The sequence below is a fragment of the Megasphaera cerevisiae DSM 20462 genome, assembly GCF_001045675.1.
Lineage (GTDB): Bacteria > Bacillota > Negativicutes > Veillonellales > Megasphaeraceae > Megasphaera > Megasphaera cerevisiae.
In genome coordinates, this window is sequence record NZ_LEKT01000002.1 from 132262 (window position 1) to 154298 (window position 22037).

The following is a 22037-nucleotide window of genomic DNA, read 5'->3' on the forward strand; positions in this document are numbered from 1 at the left end:
ACAACTACACTTTCTTTCTGTTAAAATAATAAATTCACAGCGGCTTCTTCATAGCCAAACCAGGTTTACGGGGATATTTTCCCGGCGTAGTTTTACGTTTTTTAATATATATAACGGCTCTTTTATCAGAAATCCCCGGCAGGCACACAGGACAAACCTCTTCGACACTTCCTCCTAAAATACGGATTGCCGTCGCTGCCTCCGTCAATTCCTCCTCGTATTTAGCTCCTTTCAGAGAAATAAAAGTCCCGCCGAGACTTAAATAAGGAAGGGCCCATTCTGTTAACACGTTCAATCGGGCCACTGCCCTGCTGGTAACAATCATAAAGCGTTCCCGATAAGCCGCCTGGTGCGCCAACTCTTCCGCCCGCCCATGCAGAAAATGTATGTCGGCAAGACCGATTTCCTGCGAAACCAACTGAATAAATTTTAAACGCTTCTGCAGCGAGTCAAAAAAAGTAATCTTCAAATCAGGCCGAAGAATCGCCAGCGGAATCCCCGGAAATCCGGCACCGGTTCCCAAATCCAAGAGGGCTGCTCCGGGAGGAAACCGTGTATCCTTATAGCAGGACAGACTATCTGCCATATGCTTGACAGCAATTTCTGAAGGATTTGTGATCGCGGTCAGATTCATGACCTTATTGGTTTCGATGAGCAGTTCTTCAAAGCGGCAGAATTGCTGGATCTGCGTGCTTGTCAGAACCACCCCGACTGATTCCATTGCCTTGATGAGATCAAATTGAAACATCCTTCTTTCCCTCCCGTTTCCGTTGTTCCAAAACAATGAGCAGCGCCGTAATATCTGCCGGTGAAACACCGGAAATACGGCTTGCCTGTCCCAAGGATCGAGGTCGGATTTCATCCAGCTTTTGCCGGGCTTCACCAGATAGCGTACCAATATCCGCATATATAATATCTATAGGCATAAGCCTTTGCTCCAACCGTTCCATCTTTTCAACCTGCTCCAGCTGCCGGTTGATATACCCTTCATATTTTGCCATAATTTCTATTTCTTCACACACATCCGCAGCCAGAGAATCCAATAAAAAAACAGAACGCAGCAGATTATATGTTACTTCATTCCGGCGCAGCAGATCATAGGCCGTCAAAGCAGTACGAACAGGTGCCGTACCAATAGCTGCCAACTTATCCTGATTGGCCTGTGTCGGGGTAATGACAATCTTCTTCAAAGCCTCCACCGCAGCCTCAATAGCCTTTCTTCGCGTTATAAAAACAGTGTACCGTTCCGGTGTAACAAGTCCCAGATCATATCCTTTTTGAGTCAGACGCAGATCAGCGTTATCCTGTCGGAGAATAAGACGGTACTCCGAACGACTGGTCATAATACGATATGGCTCCTTGGTTCCCTTAGTAACTAAATCATCAATAAGGACACCAATATAGGCTTCAGCTCGAGTGAGAATAAATGGTTCTTGGCCACGAAGCTTTAGAACCGCATTAATACCTGCCATGAGCCCCTGAGCCGCCGCTTCTTCATAACCACTGGTGCCATTAGCCTGCCCGGCAGAAAAAAGACCGCTGATCTTTTTTGTTTCCAAAGACGGCATCAGTTGTGTCGGATCGAGGCAATCATATTCAATGGCATAGCCAGGACGCATAATTTTTACGTCCTCCAAGCCGGGTATCGTCCGCAAAAAAGCATACTGTACATCAGTGGGCATACTAGTGCTCATCCCCTGTACATACATTTCTTCCGTCATTTCTCCTTCTGGTTCTACAAACAGCTGATGCCGTTTTTTATCGGCAAAACGAACTATTTTAGACTCAATAGACGGACAATACCTCGGTCCGATACCATGAATAATACCATTACACATAGGTGCCCGATCCAAATTATCCCGGATAATCTGATGGGTTTTTTCATTAGTAAACGTAAGCCAGCAACATTCTTTATTGCGGTTTTGCCGTTCAGACAGGAAGGAAAATGCATGTCCAGCCATATCTCCCTCCTGCTTTTTCATTTCTTCTGTCCGCAGCGTACGACGATCCACACGAGCAGGAGTCCCCGTTTTAAAACGCATAAGCTTCAATCCCGCTGCAGTTAAAGAGTCCGACAGTACTTCTGCTGAACGCTGTCCAATGGGGCCGCCAGAATACGTGCATTCCCCGATAATAATTTTCCCCTTCAAGTACGTTCCAGTAGCAAGAACAACACATTTTGCTTTATATATCTCATCCAGTTCCGTCTTTACGCCACAAATGCAGCCGTTTTCGATAAGTAATTCTGTAATCATAAGCTGCTTGACATCCAGATTTTCCTGATTTTCCAGCGTTTTAGTCATTGTCATCTGATACATTTTTTTATCAGATTGAGCTCTCAAAGAATAGACTGCCGGACCCTTCCCTGTATTGAGCATACGCATCTGAAGACATGTTTTATCCGTATTGATTCCCATTTCACCGCCCAGGGCATCAATTTCTCTCACGAGGTGGCTTTTACCGGGACCACCAACTGCTGGATTACAGGGCATAAGAGCAATATTATCTAAATTCAATGTCGCTATCAGCGTTCGTGCGCCCATGCGGGAACTAGCCAGAGCCGCCTCACAGCCGGCATGACCCGCCCCTATAACAATAACATCATATATATCTGCAACAAACATCTCATTCAACCCCTTTTATTTCCCTAAACAAAATCTGCTGAATATTTCTTCCACAATATCATCATGTACGGTATCACCGGTAACTTCCCCCAATGTTTCCCATGCTGCACGGATATCGACAATAGCACAATCTATAGGCATACCCATCTCAATGGTATGCAGGGCCCGATCCAAATTATTTCTGGTTTGCCGCACAAGGTCAATATGCCGCGTATTGGTCAAAAGAGCACTCTGCCCTTCGGTCATGCCATTTTGGAGTACCACAGAAAGAATAGCCTCTTTCAAGGACTCTATTCCCTTCCCAGCAGCGGCTGAAACGGATAATATATCATATCCATATGATGCAAGATCCGTTTTTAGTACCTTACAGGGTAAATCACTTTTATTCAAAACAATTATCGCATGCTTTCCCCCCGCTGTCCGCAAAATATTCTGATCTTCCATTGAAAGCGGTCTAGATTGATCAATAACGATAAGAACGATATCTGCCTTATCCATATATTTTCTGGCACGGCTGACACCTATTTTTTCAACCGTATCATCAGTATCCCGAATACCTGCTGTATCGACAAGACATACAGGAACACCCTGAATGGTAATCCATTCTTCAATGATATCCCGTGTTGTACCGGGAACCTCAGTCACAATAGCTCTGTCCTCTTCCAAAAGCCGATTAAGCAGACTTGATTTGCCGGCATTAGGAGTACCGGCAATTGCCGTCATGATTCCGTCCCGTATGATTTTCCCGCTCTTAGAAGCATGCAGCATATTCTCCAATTGTCCTTCTATATTTCGAATAGAGCCGGCAATATCCGGTATAGTGATATCCTCCAGATCTTCTTCGGGGTAATCAATCATCACTTCCAGCCGGGTCATAAAATCAGTCAGACTTTTTCGCATCGTCGAGACAACGCGGGATAATCGTCCTTCTAATTGATTAACGGCACTGGTAAGCCCTTGCGAACTTTTAGCCTGAATCACATCCATGACAGCTTCTGCCTGTGCTAAATCAATACGCCCATTGACAAAAGCGCGTTGCGTAAACTCTCCGGGATAGGCCAGACGTGCACCACTCCGCAGGACGAGGCGCATTATTTCTTCCAGTGATTGCCTGCCGCCATGGCATTGTATTTCCAAAACATCTTCTGCCGTATATGAATGCGGTCCCTTCATAATAAGCAAAAGAACTTCATCAACAGGGTGACCAGCTTCATCAGAAATAATGCCATATTGAATAGAACGATCCCGTCGTTTGGCTAAAGGAACAGTACTTTTACTGCTAAATATTTTATCTCCAACTTCATATGCATTTTTGCCGCTGATTCGAATAACACCAATACCGCTTTCTCCCAAAGGCGTTGCAATCGCAGCAATTGTATCTAACGTATCATACACACTCAGATTCTCCTTTCAAAAAAACCGGTGCCGCAGCACCGGTTTTATATGTTATGATTGGCCCATACTCCTTTGCCGAATCATGATACACACTTATTTTTGGTAATAAATAACAACATGTCGATACGGATCTTGCCCTTCACTCTCTGTGCAAACATGTGCTTGATTCTGCAGCGTCATATGGATAATTTTCCGTTCATACCCATTCATTGGTTCCAAAACGACTCGATCACCGCTGCGCTTTACTCGTTCAGACAGACGGATAGCCAATTGTTTCAACGTTTCTTCACGTCGCTGCCGGTAATTTTCCACATCCAGCATAACAAAGTGCCGTGCTTCTTCTCCCTGATTCGTTGTCAGATTAGTCAAATACTGAAGTGCATCCAAGGTCTGACCATGTTTACCAATCAGGATCCCCAGATTTTTACCATGAAGATGCAGCACAACTTTATCTGCCTTAATCAGCTTTTCAATTATTACTTCAATCCCCATATTATGGAGAACTTCCTGTAGAAAATTCTTCGCCCTTACAGCCGCATCTTCTGCAGTAAAATTCCCCTCTGCTGAAATATCTTCCTGTATTTCAGAGGATTGATCCTCTGCCGGTAAAGACTCTATTCCTTTTTTTTCTATAATACGAACTCTGGCAGGCTTGCTGCCAAAACCCAGAAAACCGCTTTTCGGCTCCTCCAACACTTCCACTTCTACTTCATCTCTCGTTTTCCCGAGATGTACCAATCCGGAGCGGACAGCATCTTCTATGGTTTTTCCCGTAGATTCAACGCTACTCATGCTTTTACTCCTTTATTCTTACCACGATACATGATCATTTGCTGTGCCCATTGGAACACATTGGAAACAACCCAGTAAATGACTAGTCCGCTCGGAAAACTCAGACTAATCCAGCCGATAAATAGCGGCATGACAATCTGCATAATTTTCTGTTGTTTTTCCTGCGCTTCTGAAGCAGCAACCTGAGCACCAGTCATTTGCTTTTGAATAAAAAAAGTAGAAAGGGCCGATAAAACAGGCATAATATACGTCGGGTCCGGATGTCCCAGACTGGGAAGCCACAAGAAACTCTCAAAAGCCGGATCATACGGATATTCTTTAAGAGCATAAAAAATAGAAATCAGAAATGGCATTTGAATAATAATAGGAAGACATCCCGATAAAGGATTAACACCCGTCTCCTTATACAGCTTGCTCATTTCCTCCTGAAGCTTCTTCTGATTACCCTTGTATTTTTTTTGTAATTCTTTTATTTTAGGCTGCAGCGTCTGCATGCCCTCCATGGAACGAATTTGTTTGGCTGTAAGAGGAGCCAAAATCAATTTAATAATCAGGGTAAGCATAATAATAGCCAAACCGTAGCTTGGATACCCCACATTTTGTGTTAATGCATAACAGTAATCCATAAATGTGGTCATAATACCACTGAGGACACCCATGATTCCGCTGAAAAAGCTCAATACTCTCAACTCCTGTCAGGTATAAAAAATAAAATCGGTCAACCTTTATTTCATTCGACCGATGATTACGGCACAGGATCATACCCGCCTTTATGAAAGGGATGACATTTTAAAATGCGCCTTATTGCTAAATAACTCCCTTTCACAGCGCCGTATTTCTGCAGTGCTTCTATCGCATAAGCAGAACAAGTAGGATAAAACCGGCAGCATGGAGGTTTTAATGGTGATATAAAAAGCTGATAAAACCGTATAAAGGATATAAAAAATTGTTTCATATACTATCACTTCTTTTTAAATACCCTTGCACGTCGAAATAGCTGCAGAATGCTGTGTTCAGCTTGTGCGTATCCAACATGCTTCAATTGACTGCGCCCGATTAAGACTAAATCAAATCCGTCAGACAGTTCAAATTGATGAAGACGGTATACTTCCTTCATTAGACGGCGACACCGGTTGCGTTCTACAGCACAACCAATTTTTTTCCCTGTTACAAAACCAATACGGGATGGCTGCTTGGGAGAACGGGGTAAAACATATAATACAGCTAATCGATTGACCACAGACTTACCTCTGCGGTATACAAGCTGAAATTCCCGATTCTTACACAGCCGGTTTTCTTTTTTTAAATCATACATATAATTTGTCCTAAAAATACCAGAAAAACAGAAAAATCCCCTGCCGGAACTTTTCTGTTCATCTCGTAATAATTAAGCAGAAAGCTTCTTTCTGCCTTTCATGCGGCGTTTTTTCAAAACCATGCGACCGCCCTTTGTTTTCATTCTTTCACGGAAACCATGTGTTCTCTTTTTCCATAATGTATTCGGCTGATATGTCTGTTTCAAAGTAGACACCTCCTTTATTAAGCTCACTAATAAATGAATTTACACCATAACAGTGTAATTATAGTCAAAAAGAAAGGCACTGTCAATTATTTTTCATGGTGAATGGTAAAATAGATTATATTATTTCAGAATGTATTGTGCAAGCCGATTTAGTAAAATATCTTCCCATCAACGTTTTTTTGTTGTAAAATGTGGATAGAAGAAAAAGTTATCAACAACTTATCCACATTTTGTGGATAAGTTGCTATAAACCCGGAAATTCGATAACCATCGTTTTTCCGCTTTTTTTGACCGTTCGCAATCCACTTTATCCACAAACAAGATATCCACAATATTCACACTACTCAAGATTGGAAGGATTTATCATGGAACAGTTCGACCTGACAACACTATGGATGGGCATGCTGACAGAACTTAAACAATCCCTGCCGCCTCAAATTTATGACAATTGGTTTGAATCAGCACTTATTCCTTATTCATACGAAAACAATGAGCTTACACTGGACACGGCAAGTAAATTTGTCTGCGCGTATATCAGCAAAAGATATACATCACTCTTGGAAACCATTGCACAAAATGTAACCGGCCTGCCTACAAGGGTAACACTCATTAACAGTGTCGAAAATACACCGCAGGAGCCTCCTTCTGCGATATATGAAACACAATCACTGCCAGAACCTGCAGCACATAATCAGGAATGGGTACAGCAGGAACTGCCTTCTATGGAAATAGAAACAGTTAAAAAAAAGCCAGACACCGCGCTGCCTGAAATCCGAGAAGCGGCATCAATTATTTCGCCGGCACCGGACACACGTTTAGAAAATAACCTCATTCAAAATTACACCTTTGAAACTTTTATTGTGGGAAACAGTAACCGGATTGCTCATGCTGCCTCTCTGGCCATTGCTGAAGCACCCGCAAAAAAATATAATCCTTTTTATATATATGGCAGCAGTGGCTTGGGGAAAACCCATCTTATGCATGCCATTGGTCATCGCATTCTGCATAATTTTCCTCAAATGCGGCTGCGGTGTATTACCAGTGAGGATTTCGTAAATGAATTTATTCAATGTATTCAAGACAAAAGCACCGAAAGCTTTCGGCAACGCTATCGAAATATTGATATTCTTCTCGTCGATGATATCCAGTTTTTAGGACGGGGAGATAAGGAAAGCTCAAAAGAAGAATTTTTTCATACCTTTAATAAATTATATCAGGACCAAAAGCAAATGGTATTTACAAGTGACCGGCCGCCGCAGGATATAAAAAGACTGGAAGACCGGCTTCGATCCCGCTTTCAAAGTGGAATGGTTACCAGTATTGATCCTCCTGACCTAGAGACACGGACAGCTATTTTAAAAATCTGGGCGCAAAAAGAAAATGTTTCCATTGAAAATAATGCTATTGACTATATTGCCTCTAATGTTAGTGAAAATATCCGCGATCTGAACGGCGCTTTTATCAGTGTTCTTTTGCTGGCATCAGCAGAAAAATCACCTATTACGCTGAATCTTACCCAACGAGCTATTAAATATATCACAGATGAAAAAGATGAAAAAAAATATATTACAATTGATGAAATCACAAAATCTGTCTGTGAATTTTATAATGTAAATTATAAAGAACTGATGGGAAAGAAAAAAACAAAGGATATTGCACTGCCCAGACAGATTGCCATGTATTTATGCCGGGAACTTACAGGAAATACATATCCGCATATTGGTACTGCCTTTAACGGCAGAGATCATACAACCGTTATGCATGCCTGTACAAAAGTAATGAAGACGATGGAAAAAGATATACGCTTTAAGGAATCAATTGAAAAATTGAAAATTAAAATTACAGGTGTGGATAATTAAGGATATGTGAAGTATATATTTTGTGGATAACTTAAAATTGAAAATTAAAAGTGTATATGTGGATAGAAGAAATTGACTTATCCACATAGTATGCACATATGTGGATAGCTTACTTATGCATATAAAACCCACTTATCCACATATGCACAGCCTCTATTACTATGACTACTACTTTCTTAATTCACTTAAATTAAAAAATTCAACGCAGAAAAGGGGATACTCCATGAGACTAAAACTGAAAAAAGAAGATTTAAACAAAGGCTTACAAGCAGTACAAAAAGTCGCGCAAAACAAAAGTAATAATATATCTTCCGAAAATGGATTATTAATAAAAGCTCTTAATAATATTATTGAATTTCAGGCTAACGACTATGATATGGGAATTAAAACAATTGTCCCCGGCATTATTCAAGAAAGTGGAGAAGCATTTATTTCCAATCCATATTTAATGGAACTAACAAGACGGCTTCCCAGTGATGAAATTGAAATTATTAAAGGAGACGCCGACACACAGCTAATTATTAAAGGCGGAAGCTTAAAATTTGAATGCCTTACTATGAACCCCGACGATTTTAATGAAGTGGAAATTGTAGAGAACGGATATTCGCATTTTACAACTACAAGTGTTATCATGAAGGATTTGATTGATAATACATCATATGCATGCGCTACAGATGTAGCACGTCCCATTTTTATGGGAACCTATTTAGATGTTCAGGGAAATCAGATATCCATGGTTGCTACAGATACCCATCGCTTAGCACTAAAGACAGCAACATTAGAAGAATCGACTGAAAATCCATTGCAAGCGGTTATTCCAAGCAGACTATTAGCTGAAATATCCCGACAGCTTCCTACCGATATTCCGGAACCGGTGGAAATAACGGCAGTACGCAATTACCTGGCTGTCAAATTTGGCAATGTATATGTCCGAACACGGCTTATTGAGGGAGAATTTCCGAATTACCGCCGTGTTATTCCGACAGATTTCAAATGTCTTGTTACTATTAACAGGGCTGAATTTACGGGAGCGGTGGAACGGGCATCTATCGTTGCTAAGGATGCTCAGTATAATGTGATTAATTTTACTATTGCTGATAATCAAATAAAACTTATGAGTCAGCATCCTGATTACGGTACGATAGAAGATTATGTTTCATGCCAAATAGAAGGAACTCCATTGGAAATATCCTTCAATGGCAAGTTTATTCTGGATATTCTCAAGCATTGTCATGATGATGAAGTAATACTGAAATCAAGGGAAAATAGCCCTATGCTTGTACAGGATAAGGAAGATCTATCCTGTACCTTTGTAGTAACACCGATGAGGACAAAATAATGGAAACAATCAAAATAAAAACAGCTATGATACAGCTCGATCAGTTTTTAAAATGGGCTAGTGTACTTCAAAGCGGCGGGGAAGTACGCATTCTGATTGAAGAAAAAAAAATTTATGTTAATGGCGTATTATGTACTGCAAAGAGAAAAAAATTATATGCCGGAGACATCATAGATATAAAAGGAATTGGTGCCTATCAGGTTATCGGTGTATAATTATGATGATAGAATCAATTCGACTGCATCAATTTCGAAATTATACAGACGTAAAGGCGAAATTTCCTAAAGCGATTGTATTATTATATGGAAAAAACGGACAGGGAAAGACTAATATTTTAGAGGCCCTCTACATGGGGGCTGTTGGAAAATCCTATCGGGGTGTAGCGGATACAGATTTGATACGGTGGGATTGCAGTGAGGGAAGCGTCATTTTGAATTTTCTGCGAAATGGAGTAAATCAACAGATCAAAATTATTTTATCTAAAATGGCGAAAAAGGAGTTATGGATCAATGAGACAAAGGTCACGCAGCGAGAATTGGTCGGAACACTCAATGAAGTTTTATTTTCACCGGAAGATCTGCAGCTGATAAAGGGAAGTCCATCCCTGCGTCGACGCTTTATGGATATGGAAATTTCGCAGGTCAATCAAGTATACTATAAGCAGCTTATACAATATAACCGGGCAGTATCGCAGCGTAATCTTCTGTTGAAAAAAATGAAGTATGACGGCATGCAATCTGTAGAAGAATGGGATCGGCAGATTGCTGTTTTTGCTGCTTCTATTGTAAAAAAAAGGACAGAAGCACTCCATAAAATAAGTTTTTTATCAGGTGTCATTCACCGTCGCCTGACAGGTGGGAAAGAAAAAATGACGATGTCTTATGTACAATCATATTTTGACAGTGCAAAAGATAAAGCAGAAGATATAGAAGATCCAGCCTGGTACTATAAGAAGCTTCAGGAGAATTTGCAGGGAGACATATACCGCATGTCTACATCTGTCGGTCCGCATAGAGACGACTTAAATTTTTTTGTCGATAAGGCTGATTTGAAAAAGTATGGTTCTCAAGGACAGCAGCGTACGGCGGTCCTGTCACTGAAGCTTTCTGAGTTGGAATACATTAAATCAGAAACAGGAGAATATCCTGTGCTTCTTCTCGATGATGTTATGAGTGAGCTGGACCAGAGCCGGCGCCAGGCAATTCTGGATTTTGTACGTAATCGTATACAAACGTTTATTACGACGACAGAACCTATGATCTTTGAACCGATGATTGGCTGCCGTCATATCTGTATTGAAAAGGGAAGGATCATATCTGATGGAGGAACGGCATCATAAAATGGAAAAAGCAAGTTTGTCTATTCCAAAAATATTGGAAAAAAACAAGCTGTTGCTGCCCTATCAGTTGTATCAGGTGAAATTGGATTGGAAAAAAATTGCAGGTCCTCAAATTGCCAAATATTCATATATACAGAATTTTAAAAAAAATGACGTGATCATTGCTGTACTTAATTCTGTTTGGATGAGTCATTTATTTATGTATAAGAAAAAGTTGATAGAGGATATAAATGCATATCTTCAACGTGATTTTATTCATGATATTCGATTTGTCCGAAGAGGAAACCTGCCTGTTAAAGCAGTATATGATACTGTAAGGGGAAATAATGATACAGAAGAAGTGACTGTAAATATAAAAAATATCGTACTTCCTGAGTCTTCTGTACATATGATTCGAAAAGAGACATCTGTGCTTCCAGACGGAATACGTGACAAAATGGCGCAGCTTCGGTTTATGCAGGAAAAGCGTCGAATCGCATATGAAGAAAAAGGGATAAAACGTTGTCCTCATTGCGGTAGGTGGCTGCATAAGGATGAAAAGCTATGTTTGATCTGCCAGCTGGCGGAAAGACAGAAGATGAAAATGAGGTTATACAGTATATTAATACAGATGCCATGGCTGACCTTGGAGGATATGGAAACATATGGGTATATACCTGAGAAAAGCAATGTATATACCCTGTTATATAATGAAGTTCGCCGTGATTGTATTTATAAGTATATAGAACGGGTTCATCATGGATATGATACTCCTGAAGATGATTTATTTTTGGCTCTTTTTATAACCCGTAAAAATCCATCTGAGCTTACAGCGGATTTCATTTATAATTTGACCGAAAAATATAGGAGAAAAGAAGATGTACCTTCATATCGGCGGAAATCAAATGGTTGATATACGGAGAATCGTAGCATTATTCAAAGCACATCCACGCAAAGTAAAAAAATCAAATCCGCTGCGGCAATATTGCAGGCCCCTGGTGCTTCTGGATAACATATATGAGGAAGGTGTCCGATGCTATGTGGTAACGGAGGAATGTATTTATGGTTCTCCCATTACGTTGGAAACTATTATCAAAAGATATAAGAAAATTTTTAACATCAATGACTACTAGCCACTGGTGACTGTTTTGCGTTATAATAAGATATTAAGTATGTTCAATGAACAGAGAGTGAACAGGAGGAATTTATCCATGTCGAAAGACAAAAAAATAGATTACGGTGCTGAGCAGATTCAAGTATTAGAAGGTTTGGAGGCCGTACGTAAACGTCCTGGCATGTATATTGGCAGTACATCACTGCGGGGACTTCATCATCTTGTATATGAAGTTGTTGATAACAGTATAGACGAAGCATTAGCAGGATATTGCACTCATATTGAAGTAACTATTGAAGCAGATAATAGTATCACTGTAGTGGATAATGGCCGTGGTATTCCTGTTGCTATGCATAAGGTGGGAAAGCCTGCTGTAGAAGTCGTATTGACAGTTCTTCATGCGGGAGGTAAGTTTGGCGGTGAAGGCTATCCGATTTCCGGCGGTCTTCATGGTGTTGGTATTTCTGTTGTCAATGCTCTTAGTGTCTGGACTAAAGTAGAAGTTAAACGGGATGGATATTTATGGCAAATTTCCTTTACGCGTGGCAGGACGGATGAAAAGCTGCAGAGGATACGTCCTCTTAAAAATGGGGAAGAAACAGGGACGCGTGTCAGCTTTAAAGCAGATGAAGATATTTTCCCTGATACGGTATATGATTTTGATACGCTGAAAACACGCCTGCGTGAGTTGGCTTTTTTAAATAAGGGTCTTCATATTACCTTGAATGATAAACGTGCACAGGGAAAAAGTGAAGTATACTGTTATGAAGGAGGGCTTATTTCATTTATTGAATTTTTAAATGAAAATAAGCAGGCAATCAATACGACGGTCATCAATTTGGAAGGCAAAAAAAACGATGTGTTAGTCGATATTGCGATGCAATATAATGATGGGTACAGCGAAAATATACTTACCTTTGTCAACGACATTTTTACTGAAGAAGGCGGTACGCATTTGAGCGGTTTCCGTTCTGGACTTACTCGTACAATTAATGATTATGGGCGCACGTCAGGGATATTGAAGGAAAATGAGGATAATTTATCTGGTGAAGATGTACGTGAAGGATTGACGGCTGTTGTCAGTGTCAAGGTGCGGGAACCGCAGTTTGAAGGACAGACAAAAACAAAGCTTGGCAATAGTGAAGTTAAAGGGATTGTAGACAATATTGTATCAGATGGACTGAAAGAATTTTTTGAAGAACATCCTGGCGAAGCAAAAAATATTGTTAATAAGACTATTTCAGCTTCCAGAGCTCGTCAGGCTGCTCGTCGTGCCCGGGAATTGACACGGCGTAAGAATGCGCTTGAAATCAGCAGTTTGCCGGGAAAATTAGCAGACTGCTCTGAAAAAAATCCTGACTCAACAGAAATTTATTTAGTCGAAGGTGATTCTGCAGGTGGTTCGGCAAAGCAGGGAAGAGATCGTAAATTTCAAGCTATTCTTCCGCTGCGCGGCAAAATAATTAATGTTGAAAAGGCGCGATTGGATAAAATATTGTCCAACGAGGAAATACGCTCTATGATTACAGCATTTGGTACAGGGATTGATGCTGAGTTTGATATTTCTAAACGGCGCTATGATAAAATTATTATTATGACGGATGCCGATGTAGATGGAGCACATATACGGACCTTGCTGCTGACGTTCTTTTACCGTTTTATGAAACCTCTTATTACACAAGGGCATGTGTATATTGCGCAGCCACCGTTATATCAGGTACGCAAGGGTAAACAGGTTTGGTATCTGTATACGGATGATGAGCTGACTCAGAAAATGAAAGAATTGGGGAAGGATAATATCGTTGTACAGCGGTATAAAGGCCTCGGAGAAATGAATCCGGAACAATTATGGGAAACAACGATGGATCCGAAATATAGAACAATGCTGCAGGTTCATTTGGAAGATGCTATTGAGGCAGATCGTATTTTTTCTGTCCTTATGGGAGATAAGGTAGAGCCGCGTCGTAAATTTATTCAGGATAATGCAAAAAAAGTGCGTAATTTAGATTTGTAATAGAATGTGATGATATCTGCTTGGGTGAGGAGAAATATTATGAAATCTGCATATGTGTATATATTCAGTGCATTCCTATGTCTTGGCAGTATTCTTGCCGTATCGGCCGAAGATGCGGCAGCAGATCATGCTGTGCAGCCGAAACAGGCGGATACCATAACAATGACAGATCCTTTTGTGCATATGAAAAATCCAGACAAATATTACATAACAAAGGGCAGTACGTATACAAACGTTACGGAACTGCTGGCAAGTCTTCCCGAAGAAGCGACGGGTTTGAATCAGGATCATGTTTCTTTCCGTATTGATAAGCAGCTGATTGGCGAGTATTTTTACCATGTCAAGGCGTATGATTCGGAAAGTCATGTCATGAAGGGAAATTATTTTGTAGCTAAGGATGATAGTTGTGTATGGAGGCTTCAGGATAATACGGCAGCTGTCCTTATTTATGGAAATGCGGAAAAGCTGATTCAAAAAGCAGAGGTTGTCATATATCCAGAGCGAATACCACTGGGAAGCTATGGTATTGTCCGTGTTCATGTACCGGGCATGCTCCCTTATGATATCAAGGTTTCCAGTCTTAACTCATCGGTTGCTAAATTATCCGATAAGATGAACATTATTCCCATTGCTGCAGGAAAAACAGATATTGTTGTCGATTTAAAGATAGGAACGGCAATGCGGACTTTTACTACAGCTGTTTCCATTGTGGATACGGCAGATAAGCCTGAAAAAAACAGACCGTCACCCCAAACTACGATTGGTATCGGTATTGGATGGGGCAGCGGCTGGTATCATCATGGCGGCGGTATTGGAATTGGCTGGGGTGGCTGGTAATGTATTATAACCTGAAATTCATTCTGATTATGATAAAGGAGACGTGATTTGTTTTGGAATTTTCCCTAGGAAAACAATTTCTTGTTATCATATTATTGATTATTGGAAATGGTGTTTTTTCCATGTTGGAAATGTCTATTGTAAGCTGTCATCAGGCCAGGCTGGAAACAATGGCCGAAAACGGCAATCGCTCGGCGTCTATTGTTCTGAAACTAAGGGAAAACCCAAATAAGATGTTTTCGACCGTACAGTTTGGTATTACTCTGGTAGGATTGATTACTGGTGTATATGGCGGTACAGAAATGGCTGAGCCTATGTCGAAGTATGTCGCTATGATTCCCGGTCTGGAAATGTATGCCTATAAGATAAGTTTGATTGCTATTGTAGCAGTTATTACATATCTATCCATTATTTTTGGTGAAATAGTACCCAAACGAATTGCTATTGACAGTCCTGAAAAAACAGCCTGTCTTCTGGCACGTCCTATGTTATATTTTTCTTTATTATGTACCCCTCTGGTTTGGCTGTTGTCTGCTTCTACGACTGTTGTTACAAAGATGATAGGTGCTAATAAGCCAGAAATATTGCCAGTCACGGAGGAAGAAATTAAGCTTCTTTTAGAGCAGGGAGCTGAGCTGGGGGCTTTTGAAAAAGAAGAACCGGAATTGGTAGATCGGGTATTTCGGCTGGCTGATATGGATGTCAGTGATATTATGACTAATCGTACGCAGGTAGACTGGGTCGATTTAGAAGATTCTGAAGAAAAAATCATGAATGAAATGATGTCTTTTAATCATATTAATTTACCTGTGGGAAGAGGTTCTTTAGATGACTTTTTAGGCATGGCTTCTGTTAATACAGTATTTCAAAAATATTATGAAGTCGTACAGGAAGGCCGTCATATGAATATGACAGCTATTTTGGAGGAGAGCGTATATAAACCGATTTATATACCTGAATCTATGGATATTATGAAGGTCGTCCATGTCTTTAAAGAGCACAGTGTTCATGAAGCTGCTGTATTGGATGAATATGGGAACTTCAGTGGTATATTAACGCTTCACGATATATTAGAAGAACTTGTCGGAATTATGCCGGCAGGAGAAGAAGAACGAAAAGAAGAAGCCAATCGTATTATTCAACGAGGACCCAATGAATGGCTTATGGAAGGGCTGCTGACAATTGAAGAATTTAAGGATTTTTTCAATATAGAAGATGAATTTCCAGAAGAAGATGAAGATTTATACAAAACTCTGGCTGGTCTGGTGACGTATGGTATTGGCCGTATTCCTAGAGAAACGGATATTTATGCATGGAAAAATTTTACCTTTGAAGTTATGGACATGGATAACCTTCGTGTAGATAAGCTTCTTGTTACCAAACATGATTCAGAAGAAACAGAAAATGATAAGGAAAGTTAGTATAAAGTTAACAGACAGATGCTGATATAACGCATCTGTCTGTTATTTATTGCTGACTTTATTCTACTTTTGTTGAACGCAGAAATAACTGTTTCAGTTGTTCCTGCGGATTTTTTTTGTTTTTTACAATTTCATATATTGTGTGAGTAATAGGAAGTTCCACATGAAGCTGTCCTGCAAGCTCCATCAATGCCTCAGTTGTATATACACCCTCAGCAAGTTTAATAAATGGTTTCCCCTGAATAAAATCTTCGCCAAAACGGCGGTTGTTGCTGTGAAGTGAAAATAAAGTAGCTTCGTAATCTCCCAGATGGCTCAGGCCATATACCGTCATTTTATTCCCACCCATAGCTTTGATCAAAACAGACAATTCATGGGTTCCTCGTGCCATAAGCGCCCCTTTCAAACTGGATAAGCCGGCTCCGTCCAGCATTCCGGCAGCAATTCCAATTACATTTTTGGCGGCGGCTCCTATTTCAATTCCAAGCAAATCTTTTCCGTAATAGAAGCGAATTAATGAACTGGAAAAAATATCGACAAGATGGTGTGTCAGGGGAATATTAGAAGATGCCATGATCATACAGTTAGGCATGCCTTGCATAAAATCTTGTACGTGCCCTGGTCCGACCCAGACCGCTGTTTGGACTTCCCGTCCCAATTCTTCGGTCATAATAGTTGTCAGCCTTTTTCCGCTGCCTATTTCTAATCCCTTCATACATAGGATAAAGGGAGCGGTAATACTCAATCCCAGATCATGAATAGTATGGGCAAAGGTCCGAAGCTGCTGGGCACTGATAGAAATGATAATTATATCAGTTCCAGATAGCGCTGCTTTAAGATCTGAAGTCAAAATAATATCTTCTGGTAATGTTAGATATTCGTTTTTTCGTGTCTTCATAAGCTCGGCCATGCGGCACGATTTGTTACGTCCCCACAAGGTAACCTCATGCCCTATTTTATTAGCATACCAGGCATGGAAGGTACCCCAGCGGCCGCAGCCTAATACAGAAATTTTCATTCGAAGCCTCCTCATGAGTTTTTCTTTGATTATATCATACTATAGGTGTATGTGACTGTATGGGTTTTTCGTAGTAATGATAAAAATATCATAAAAAGACTTGTTTTGAATGAAATGTATATGATATATTATATTTCAATACATATTTAATTATATTCTTTATATGGATTTTTGTAATAATAAATAGTGACGGTATTAACAAGCTACTACATTTGGAAACAGAAAAGCTATACCGGAAGAAGGGGAGATGATGTTTTGTCAAAGAAAAATAATTTAGGAGAAGGTACTATTGCAGAAATATCACAAGTAGGAGGTTTTTTAGGCTGGATTGAACGAATAGGTAATAAAATTCCTGATATTACGATTTTATTTATTACAGCGTTTTTTATTACGTGTGTTATATCGGCCGTATTTTCTAATTTTCATTTTGGATATATTCATCCTACAACAGGTAAGGAAATAGTTATCAATAATATGCTTAGTGCCAGAGAATTGGTTACGCTCATGACTAAAATGGTTACCAATTACGCAAATTTCCCTCCTTTGACAATGGTTATTGTTGCTACGCTGGGTATTGGGATTGCTGACGGTTCAGGGTATATTAATACGGGATTGAAGAAAATTTTATCCGTTACGCCTAAATTTCTTATTACGCCTATTGTTATTGTTGTTGGCATGCTGAGTCATTTGGCCCCTGACAGTGGCTATATGATTATTATTCCCATTGCAGCATATCTATTTTACGCTTCGGGAAAACATCCTCTGGCCGGAGTAGCAGCTTCTTTTGCTGGTATTGCTGGTGCTTTTGCGGCTAATTATACGCCGTCAGCTATTGATCCCGTTATTCAAGGCTTTTCTCAGATAGCAGCGCAGATCATTGATGCCGATTATGAAGTCAACGTATTATGCAATTATTTTTTTGCGCTTGGTTCTACCTTTCCTGTTATTATTATTTGCTGGTGGGTTACAGAAAAAATAACGGAACCATGGTGCTGGAAGGCCTGCCCGCTGGATAAAGATATTGATGTATCAGCTGATGATATTACATCTATTACACCCAGAGAAAATCGTTCTTTTTATGTTGCTACGTTTGTTCTCATAGCAATGCTGGCCGGTTTGTTTGCTGCACTGGTGCCGGCTGATTCCATTCTTCGGGACGCGCAGGGAAATATTGCCAGCTTCAAGGCCCCGGTTATGCAGTCTATCGTGGCTATTATCTTTTTGCTGGCAGCGGTCACGGGGATTGTATATGGCGTATTGTGCGGTACCTTTAAAAGCTCGCAGGATTTTACAAGGTCGATGGAAAATATTACCAAAACTTTAATTCAGCTTATTGTATTTTATTTCTTTGCTGCACAATTTATGTATGCCTTTGGAGCTTCAAATTTAGGAGCACTTATTGCTGTAGCCGGTGCCGATTTCTTAAAATCATTGGCATTGCCTCCTCAAATTACGATTTTCGGTATTATTGTTTTTGTAGCTCTGTTGAATTTGCTGATTACGTCTGCATCCGCTAAATGGTCTATTTTGGCACCTATTTTCGTACCTATGCTTATGTCTGTAGGTATTGCGCCGGAATTGACACAAGCTGCCTTTCGGATCAGTGATTCGGCAGTTAACGTCTGCACGCCTATGTTTGCTTTTTATCCGCTGATTATCATTTATTGCCAGAAATACTATAAAAAAACAGGTGTAGGGACACTTAGCAGTATTATGCTTCCCTATACTATTTCTCTTCTTGTCGTGTTGACGGCTATGCTATACTTGTTCTGGTGGCTGAATATTCCATTGGGATTCCAAGCCGATTATGTATATCCGCGTCAGATGTTTTAATACATATATTTTATTTAATGGAGGAAAAATTATTTTATGATACAAGATACAAGACATGAATTATTGGAACGGTTTTTACGATATGTCCGCATTCCATCTCAGAGTCGCTATAACGGCGGAACGACTGTACCGAGTACAGAAGGACAATGGAATATGGCAAAACTATTACAGCAGGAATGCAGTGCGCTGGGGCTCGTAGATTTGGAATTAAGCCATACGTGCGTGCTTACAGGAAAACTGCCGGCTAACCTTCCAGATAATTGTAAGTGTTCTGTACCAACTGTCGGATTTGTTGCTCATTTGGATACGGTGGATGTGAATCTATCTCCGGAAATTCATCCTCAGATAATTTATAATTATGATGGTAAAGACATTGTATTGAATAAAGGGCAGCATATTTTAATGAAGACGGCAGAGCATCCGGAACTCTTAGCTTACGTGGGACAGGATATAGTGGTCAGTGATGGTACAAGCGTTCTTGGTGCTGATAATAAGGCAGCTGTAGCTAATGTTATGACTGCGTTGAGTACGTTATCCAAAAAACAGGGTATGTATCATGGTGATATTTATGTGGCATTTGTTCCCGATGAAGAATGTGGTTTATATGGGTCTAAAAGCATGAATTTTTCCAAGTTCCCTGTTGATTTTGCGTATACAATTGACAGTTGCGCTTTGGGGGAGGTTGTATATGAAACCTTTAATGCCGGCAGTGCGGAAGTAACAATTCACGGTGTCAGCGCCCATCCTATGAGTGCTAAAGGAGTTTTAGTTAATCCGACATTGATTGCCGTTGATTTTATCAATCTTTTTGACAGGAGGGAAACACCAGAATGCACAGAAGGTAAAGAAGGCTATATCTGGTGCCAGTCAGTCGTTTCTAATCAATCAACAGCGACGGTTCATCTGAATATCAGAGATCATGATAAAGAAAAGTATGAAGATAAAAAGAAACGCATCATGAAAAATGTGAAAAAAATTCAGGAATTTTATCCTAAAGCCACTGTTGAATGCCAGATAAGTGATACTTACGGCAATATTGCAGATGCTGTAACAAAAGAAAATAATAAAGTGATTGATTATATTTATATGTCCATGGAACAACTCGGAATTACTCCTCATACGATTGCTATGCGCGGTGGTACAGATGGATCATTTATTTCCACCAAGGGTATTCTGACGCCGAATTATTTTACAGGAGGACTTAATTTTCATTCCCGGTTTGAATTTCTGCCGTTGTCGTCCTTACAAAAATCATATCAAATGACTATGACGATTATTCAATTGATTTATGAGGGAAAATAACACGATAAAAATCGCTCTTCGGGGCGATTTTTTTATATTTACCTGTATTCAGAGGAAGTTCAATCACATGCCTATGATATACTGGATATAAATCAATGTAAAAAATCTAAAATAAGGAGAAAAAGATGGAGCAGCGAATATTTTTTTTAGATAATGTGAAATCTGGTATTATATGGCTTATGGTCATATTTCATGCTGCCATGTCCTATATGGAATATGCACCGGAATGGTGGTATGTTCTCAATGAAGAAAAAACATGGGCTGCGACTGTTTTCGTTGTATGGGCCGATGTGTTTATTATGCCTATTATGTTTTTTATTTCAGGATATTTTGGAATTGCGTCTTTATCCAAACAGAGAGCTTTTTTCTTTTGGAAACATAAATGGCAGCGCGTGGGCATACCCTGGATTATAGGATCTATAGCAATAGCCCCGTATATTGCGTATTTGATGATTGCCAGCCGAGCTATCTCCATGTCCTTTTCTTATTTTTATACGACACTCTTTTGGGGCCCCGCATATCAGCAGGCTCATTACTGGTATTTAGGGTTTCTAATGGCGTTGTACGGTGTATTATTTCTAGTTTGCCAGGCTTTTCCTGGAATTATGATTCGAATGAAACCGCAAATGCTATCAGGTCGCTTTTTTGCGGCAATAGCAGTGATCAGTACAACCGTTGTGGCTATTGTAAATAATATCGTATCGGACGTCACATGGGTACATCCCTTATATATACTTTGCCTGCAACCGACACGAGCTCCTTTATATATAATATCTTTTTTTATGGGAGCCTATGGATGGAAAAATCAATGGTTTTCTTCCGGAGGATATATGCCGGATTTTAACAAATGGGGATTTCTTTTTGTGAGTATGAGTGTGATATATCTCCTGTACCGACTGATGCCTGTTTCAATACCCTTTCCAGTTTGGCAATGTATTATCGGAGCTGCTTTACACAGTATATTTTGTCTTGTTAGTATTTTTACAATTATAGCTATATTTCATCGCTTTTTTAATACAAATTCTATTATCTGGCAAAATCTGGCGGCAACCTCATATCCTATATACTATATTCATCAGATTATTGTACAAAATGCCGTGTGGATATTTCGTCCTGTCGAAATGAATTTATATGTTAAATATAGTATTGTCTGTGTTGTTTCTTTGGCTCTGTCATTTTTTATCAGCAAAAATATGTTAATTCGCCTGCCTTTCTTTAAGATAAAATGATATTTTGAAATAGAATTTTGTAACATGGTTTTAAATTACAGCAGTAGATATTGGTTATTTACACAATAAATAATCTGGTATTGGCCATCCTATAACATGATTAATAGTTAAGATAAAATGAAATGTATTTATTAATTAATGAATTATTGTGCAAAAGTATAAAAAATATAGTCTAAAATTGCAAGTTCAAATTGAACACCTTTAACCAAATAATTTAAGCTGCATAGACGGTATCTAAATAAGCTTCAAATAAATCATCAGGCGTATCATACTCAAGGGACTTTCTAGGTAATGAATTCATATCCTCTGCAAACCAGAGAATCTGCTCAGCAGAGTAGTTTTCGATAGACTTTCCTTTAGGTACGTACTTTCTGAAAATGCGATTGTGACGCTCATTTTGAGCTCTCTCATAAGAGCTAT

General features: G+C 39.7%; 21 protein-coding genes and 1 pseudogene. 12 read left to right on the top strand and 10 right to left on the bottom strand.

Going from position 1 to position 22037, the window contains the following annotated elements:
- Positions 1-34 precede the first annotated feature (34 nt).
- The 8 genes from rsmG to rpmH form a co-directional block, all read right to left on the bottom strand.
- Positions 35-748, bottom strand: a complete 714-nt coding sequence (rsmG, locus tag AB840_RS01270) for a 16S rRNA (guanine(527)-N(7))-methyltransferase RsmG (RefSeq protein WP_048513003.1) — start codon at positions 746-748, stop codon at positions 35-37.
- A complete protein-coding gene (mnmG, locus tag AB840_RS01275) occupies positions 735-2624 on the bottom strand; it encodes a tRNA uridine-5-carboxymethylaminomethyl(34) synthesis enzyme MnmG (protein ID WP_048513004.1) in 1890 nt (629 codons plus the stop codon). Before mnmG ends, rsmG begins: the two co-directional genes overlap by 14 nt.
- A 15-nt stretch (positions 2625-2639) precedes the next feature.
- Complete coding sequence (gene mnmE / locus AB840_RS01280; RefSeq protein ID WP_048513005.1) at positions 2640-4019, bottom strand: tRNA uridine-5-carboxymethylaminomethyl(34) synthesis GTPase MnmE; 1380 nt, start codon at positions 4017-4019, stop codon at positions 2640-2642.
- A gap of 93 nt (positions 4020-4112) precedes the next feature.
- Positions 4113-4811 carry an RNA-binding cell elongation regulator Jag/EloR gene (gene jag, locus AB840_RS01285; protein WP_048513006.1) on the bottom strand — a complete coding sequence of 233 codons (699 nt, stop codon included), beginning with the start codon at positions 4809-4811 and terminating at the stop codon, positions 4113-4115.
- Positions 4808-5491, bottom strand: coding sequence for a YidC/Oxa1 family membrane protein insertase (locus AB840_RS01290; RefSeq protein WP_048513007.1), 684 nt, complete (start codon positions 5489-5491; stop codon positions 4808-4810). Before AB840_RS01290 ends, jag begins: the two co-directional genes overlap by 4 nt.
- A 65-nt stretch (positions 5492-5556) precedes the next feature.
- The gene (gene yidD, locus AB840_RS15930) at positions 5557-5766 is read right to left on the bottom strand and encodes a membrane protein insertion efficiency factor YidD (protein WP_072061707.1); all 210 of its coding nucleotides are present in this window, start codon (positions 5764-5766) and stop codon (positions 5557-5559) included.
- Between the two features lie 6 nt (positions 5767-5772).
- Positions 5773-6126 (bottom strand): ribonuclease P protein component, encoded by a 354-nt coding sequence (gene rnpA, locus AB840_RS01295; RefSeq protein WP_048513008.1) that lies wholly within the window; start codon positions 6124-6126, stop codon positions 5773-5775.
- Positions 6127-6198: 72 nt separating this feature from the next.
- Positions 6199-6333: a 50S ribosomal protein L34 gene (gene rpmH, locus AB840_RS01300; RefSeq protein ID WP_023053961.1), complete on the bottom strand. Its 135-nt coding sequence runs from the start codon at positions 6331-6333 to the stop codon at positions 6199-6201.
- A 365-nt stretch (positions 6334-6698) separates the two neighbouring features.
- On the opposite strand from rpmH, the gene dnaA reads away from it, so the two are divergent.
- From dnaA to AB840_RS01345, 9 genes are all read left to right on the top strand, one after another.
- Positions 6699-8192 carry a chromosomal replication initiator protein DnaA gene (dnaA, locus tag AB840_RS01305; protein WP_072061708.1) on the top strand — a complete coding sequence of 498 codons (1494 nt, stop codon included), beginning with the start codon at positions 6699-6701 and terminating at the stop codon, positions 8190-8192.
- Positions 8193-8415: 223 nt separating this feature from the next.
- Positions 8416-9531, top strand: a complete 1116-nt coding sequence (gene dnaN, locus AB840_RS01310) for a DNA polymerase III subunit beta (protein ID WP_048513009.1) — start codon at positions 8416-8418, stop codon at positions 9529-9531.
- On the top strand, positions 9531-9746 hold the full coding sequence (locus tag AB840_RS01315; protein WP_048513010.1) for an RNA-binding S4 domain-containing protein: 216 nt from the start codon (positions 9531-9533) through the stop codon (positions 9744-9746). Before dnaN ends, AB840_RS01315 begins: the two co-directional genes overlap by 1 nt.
- Before the next feature lie 2 nt (positions 9747-9748).
- On the top strand, positions 9749-10870 hold the full coding sequence (recF, locus tag AB840_RS01320) for a DNA replication/repair protein RecF (RefSeq protein WP_048513011.1): 1122 nt from the start codon (positions 9749-9751) through the stop codon (positions 10868-10870).
- Position 10871: 1 nt separating this feature from the next.
- Entirely contained in the window at positions 10872-11762 is an 891-nt protein-coding gene (locus AB840_RS01325; RefSeq protein WP_234984854.1) for a DciA family protein, read from the top strand.
- Positions 11755-11982, top strand: coding sequence for a DUF370 domain-containing protein (locus AB840_RS01330; protein WP_234984853.1), 228 nt, complete (start codon positions 11755-11757; stop codon positions 11980-11982). Before AB840_RS01325 ends, AB840_RS01330 begins: the two co-directional genes overlap by 8 nt.
- Positions 11983-12060: 78 nt before the next feature.
- The gene (gene gyrB / locus AB840_RS01335; protein ID WP_048513014.1) at positions 12061-13977 is read left to right on the top strand and encodes a DNA topoisomerase (ATP-hydrolyzing) subunit B; all 1917 of its coding nucleotides are present in this window, start codon (positions 12061-12063) and stop codon (positions 13975-13977) included.
- A 39-nt stretch (positions 13978-14016) separates the two neighbouring features.
- Complete coding sequence (locus tag AB840_RS01340) at positions 14017-14814, top strand: hypothetical protein (RefSeq protein ID WP_048513015.1); 798 nt, start codon at positions 14017-14019, stop codon at positions 14812-14814.
- A 53-nt stretch (positions 14815-14867) separates the two neighbouring features.
- Positions 14868-16235, top strand: a complete 1368-nt coding sequence (locus tag AB840_RS01345) for a hemolysin family protein (RefSeq protein WP_048513016.1) — start codon at positions 14868-14870, stop codon at positions 16233-16235.
- Positions 16236-16293: 58 nt separating this feature from the next.
- Here the strand turns inward: AB840_RS01345 and AB840_RS01350 are convergent, their stop codons facing one another.
- Positions 16294-17253 carry an NAD(P)H-dependent glycerol-3-phosphate dehydrogenase gene (locus AB840_RS01350; RefSeq protein WP_048513017.1) on the bottom strand — a complete coding sequence of 320 codons (960 nt, stop codon included), beginning with the start codon at positions 17251-17253 and terminating at the stop codon, positions 16294-16296.
- 255 nt (positions 17254-17508) lie between these two features.
- Between AB840_RS01350 and AB840_RS01355 the strand changes: the two genes are divergently transcribed.
- The 3 genes from AB840_RS01355 (at position 17509) to AB840_RS01365 (ending at position 21617) form a co-directional block, all read left to right on the top strand.
- Complete coding sequence (locus tag AB840_RS01355; RefSeq protein WP_234984852.1) at positions 17509-19086, top strand: AbgT family transporter; 1578 nt, start codon at positions 17509-17511, stop codon at positions 19084-19086.
- A 36-nt stretch (positions 19087-19122) separates the two neighbouring features.
- Positions 19123-20388: a peptidase T gene (gene pepT / locus AB840_RS01360; protein ID WP_048513018.1), complete on the top strand. Its 1266-nt coding sequence runs from the start codon at positions 19123-19125 to the stop codon at positions 20386-20388.
- A gap of 125 nt (positions 20389-20513) precedes the next feature.
- Positions 20514-21617: an acyltransferase family protein gene (locus AB840_RS01365; RefSeq protein ID WP_048513019.1), complete on the top strand. Its 1104-nt coding sequence runs from the start codon at positions 20514-20516 to the stop codon at positions 21615-21617.
- Between the two features lie 214 nt (positions 21618-21831).
- Here the strand turns inward: AB840_RS01365 and AB840_RS17015 are convergent.
- Positions 21832-22037: pseudogene (locus tag AB840_RS17015) on the bottom strand (IS30 family transposase); the annotation flags it as partial.

What these genes read in the sequence shown, in the direction of transcription:
- rsmG (WP_048513003.1), bottom strand. Translation starts at nt 748, where the DNA reads ATGTTTCAATTTGATCTCATCAAGGCAATGGAATCAGTCGGGGTGGTT.
- mnmG (WP_048513004.1), bottom strand. Translation starts at nt 2,624, where the DNA reads ATGTTTGTTGCAGATATATATGATGTTATTGTTATAGGGGCGGGTCAT.
- jag (WP_048513006.1), bottom strand. Translation starts at nt 4,811, where the DNA reads ATGAGTAGCGTTGAATCTACGGGAAAAACCATAGAAGATGCTGTCCGC.
- yidD (WP_072061707.1), bottom strand. Translation starts at nt 5,766, where the DNA reads ATGAAACAATTTTTTATATCCTTTATACGGTTTTATCAGCTTTTTATA.
- rnpA (WP_048513008.1), bottom strand. Translation starts at nt 6,126, where the DNA reads ATGTATGATTTAAAAAAAGAAAACCGGCTGTGTAAGAATCGGGAATTT.
- dnaA (WP_072061708.1), top strand. Translation starts at nt 6,699, where the DNA reads ATGGAACAGTTCGACCTGACAACACTATGGATGGGCATGCTGACAGAA.
- dnaN (WP_048513009.1), top strand. Translation starts at nt 8,416, where the DNA reads ATGAGACTAAAACTGAAAAAAGAAGATTTAAACAAAGGCTTACAAGCA.
- AB840_RS01315 (WP_048513010.1), top strand. Translation starts at nt 9,531, where the DNA reads ATGGAAACAATCAAAATAAAAACAGCTATGATACAGCTCGATCAGTTT.
- recF (WP_048513011.1), top strand. Translation starts at nt 9,749, where the DNA reads ATGATGATAGAATCAATTCGACTGCATCAATTTCGAAATTATACAGAC.
- AB840_RS01325 (WP_234984854.1), top strand. Translation starts at nt 10,872, where the DNA reads ATGGAAAAAGCAAGTTTGTCTATTCCAAAAATATTGGAAAAAAACAAG.
- AB840_RS01330 (WP_234984853.1), top strand. Translation starts at nt 11,755, where the DNA reads ATGGTTGATATACGGAGAATCGTAGCATTATTCAAAGCACATCCACGC.
- gyrB (WP_048513014.1), top strand. Translation starts at nt 12,061, where the DNA reads ATGTCGAAAGACAAAAAAATAGATTACGGTGCTGAGCAGATTCAAGTA.
- AB840_RS01340 (WP_048513015.1), top strand. Translation starts at nt 14,017, where the DNA reads ATGAAATCTGCATATGTGTATATATTCAGTGCATTCCTATGTCTTGGC.
- AB840_RS01350 (WP_048513017.1), bottom strand. Translation starts at nt 17,253, where the DNA reads ATGAAAATTTCTGTATTAGGCTGCGGCCGCTGGGGTACCTTCCATGCC.
- pepT (WP_048513018.1), top strand. Translation starts at nt 19,123, where the DNA reads ATGATACAAGATACAAGACATGAATTATTGGAACGGTTTTTACGATAT.
- AB840_RS01365 (WP_048513019.1), top strand. Translation starts at nt 20,514, where the DNA reads ATGGAGCAGCGAATATTTTTTTTAGATAATGTGAAATCTGGTATTATA.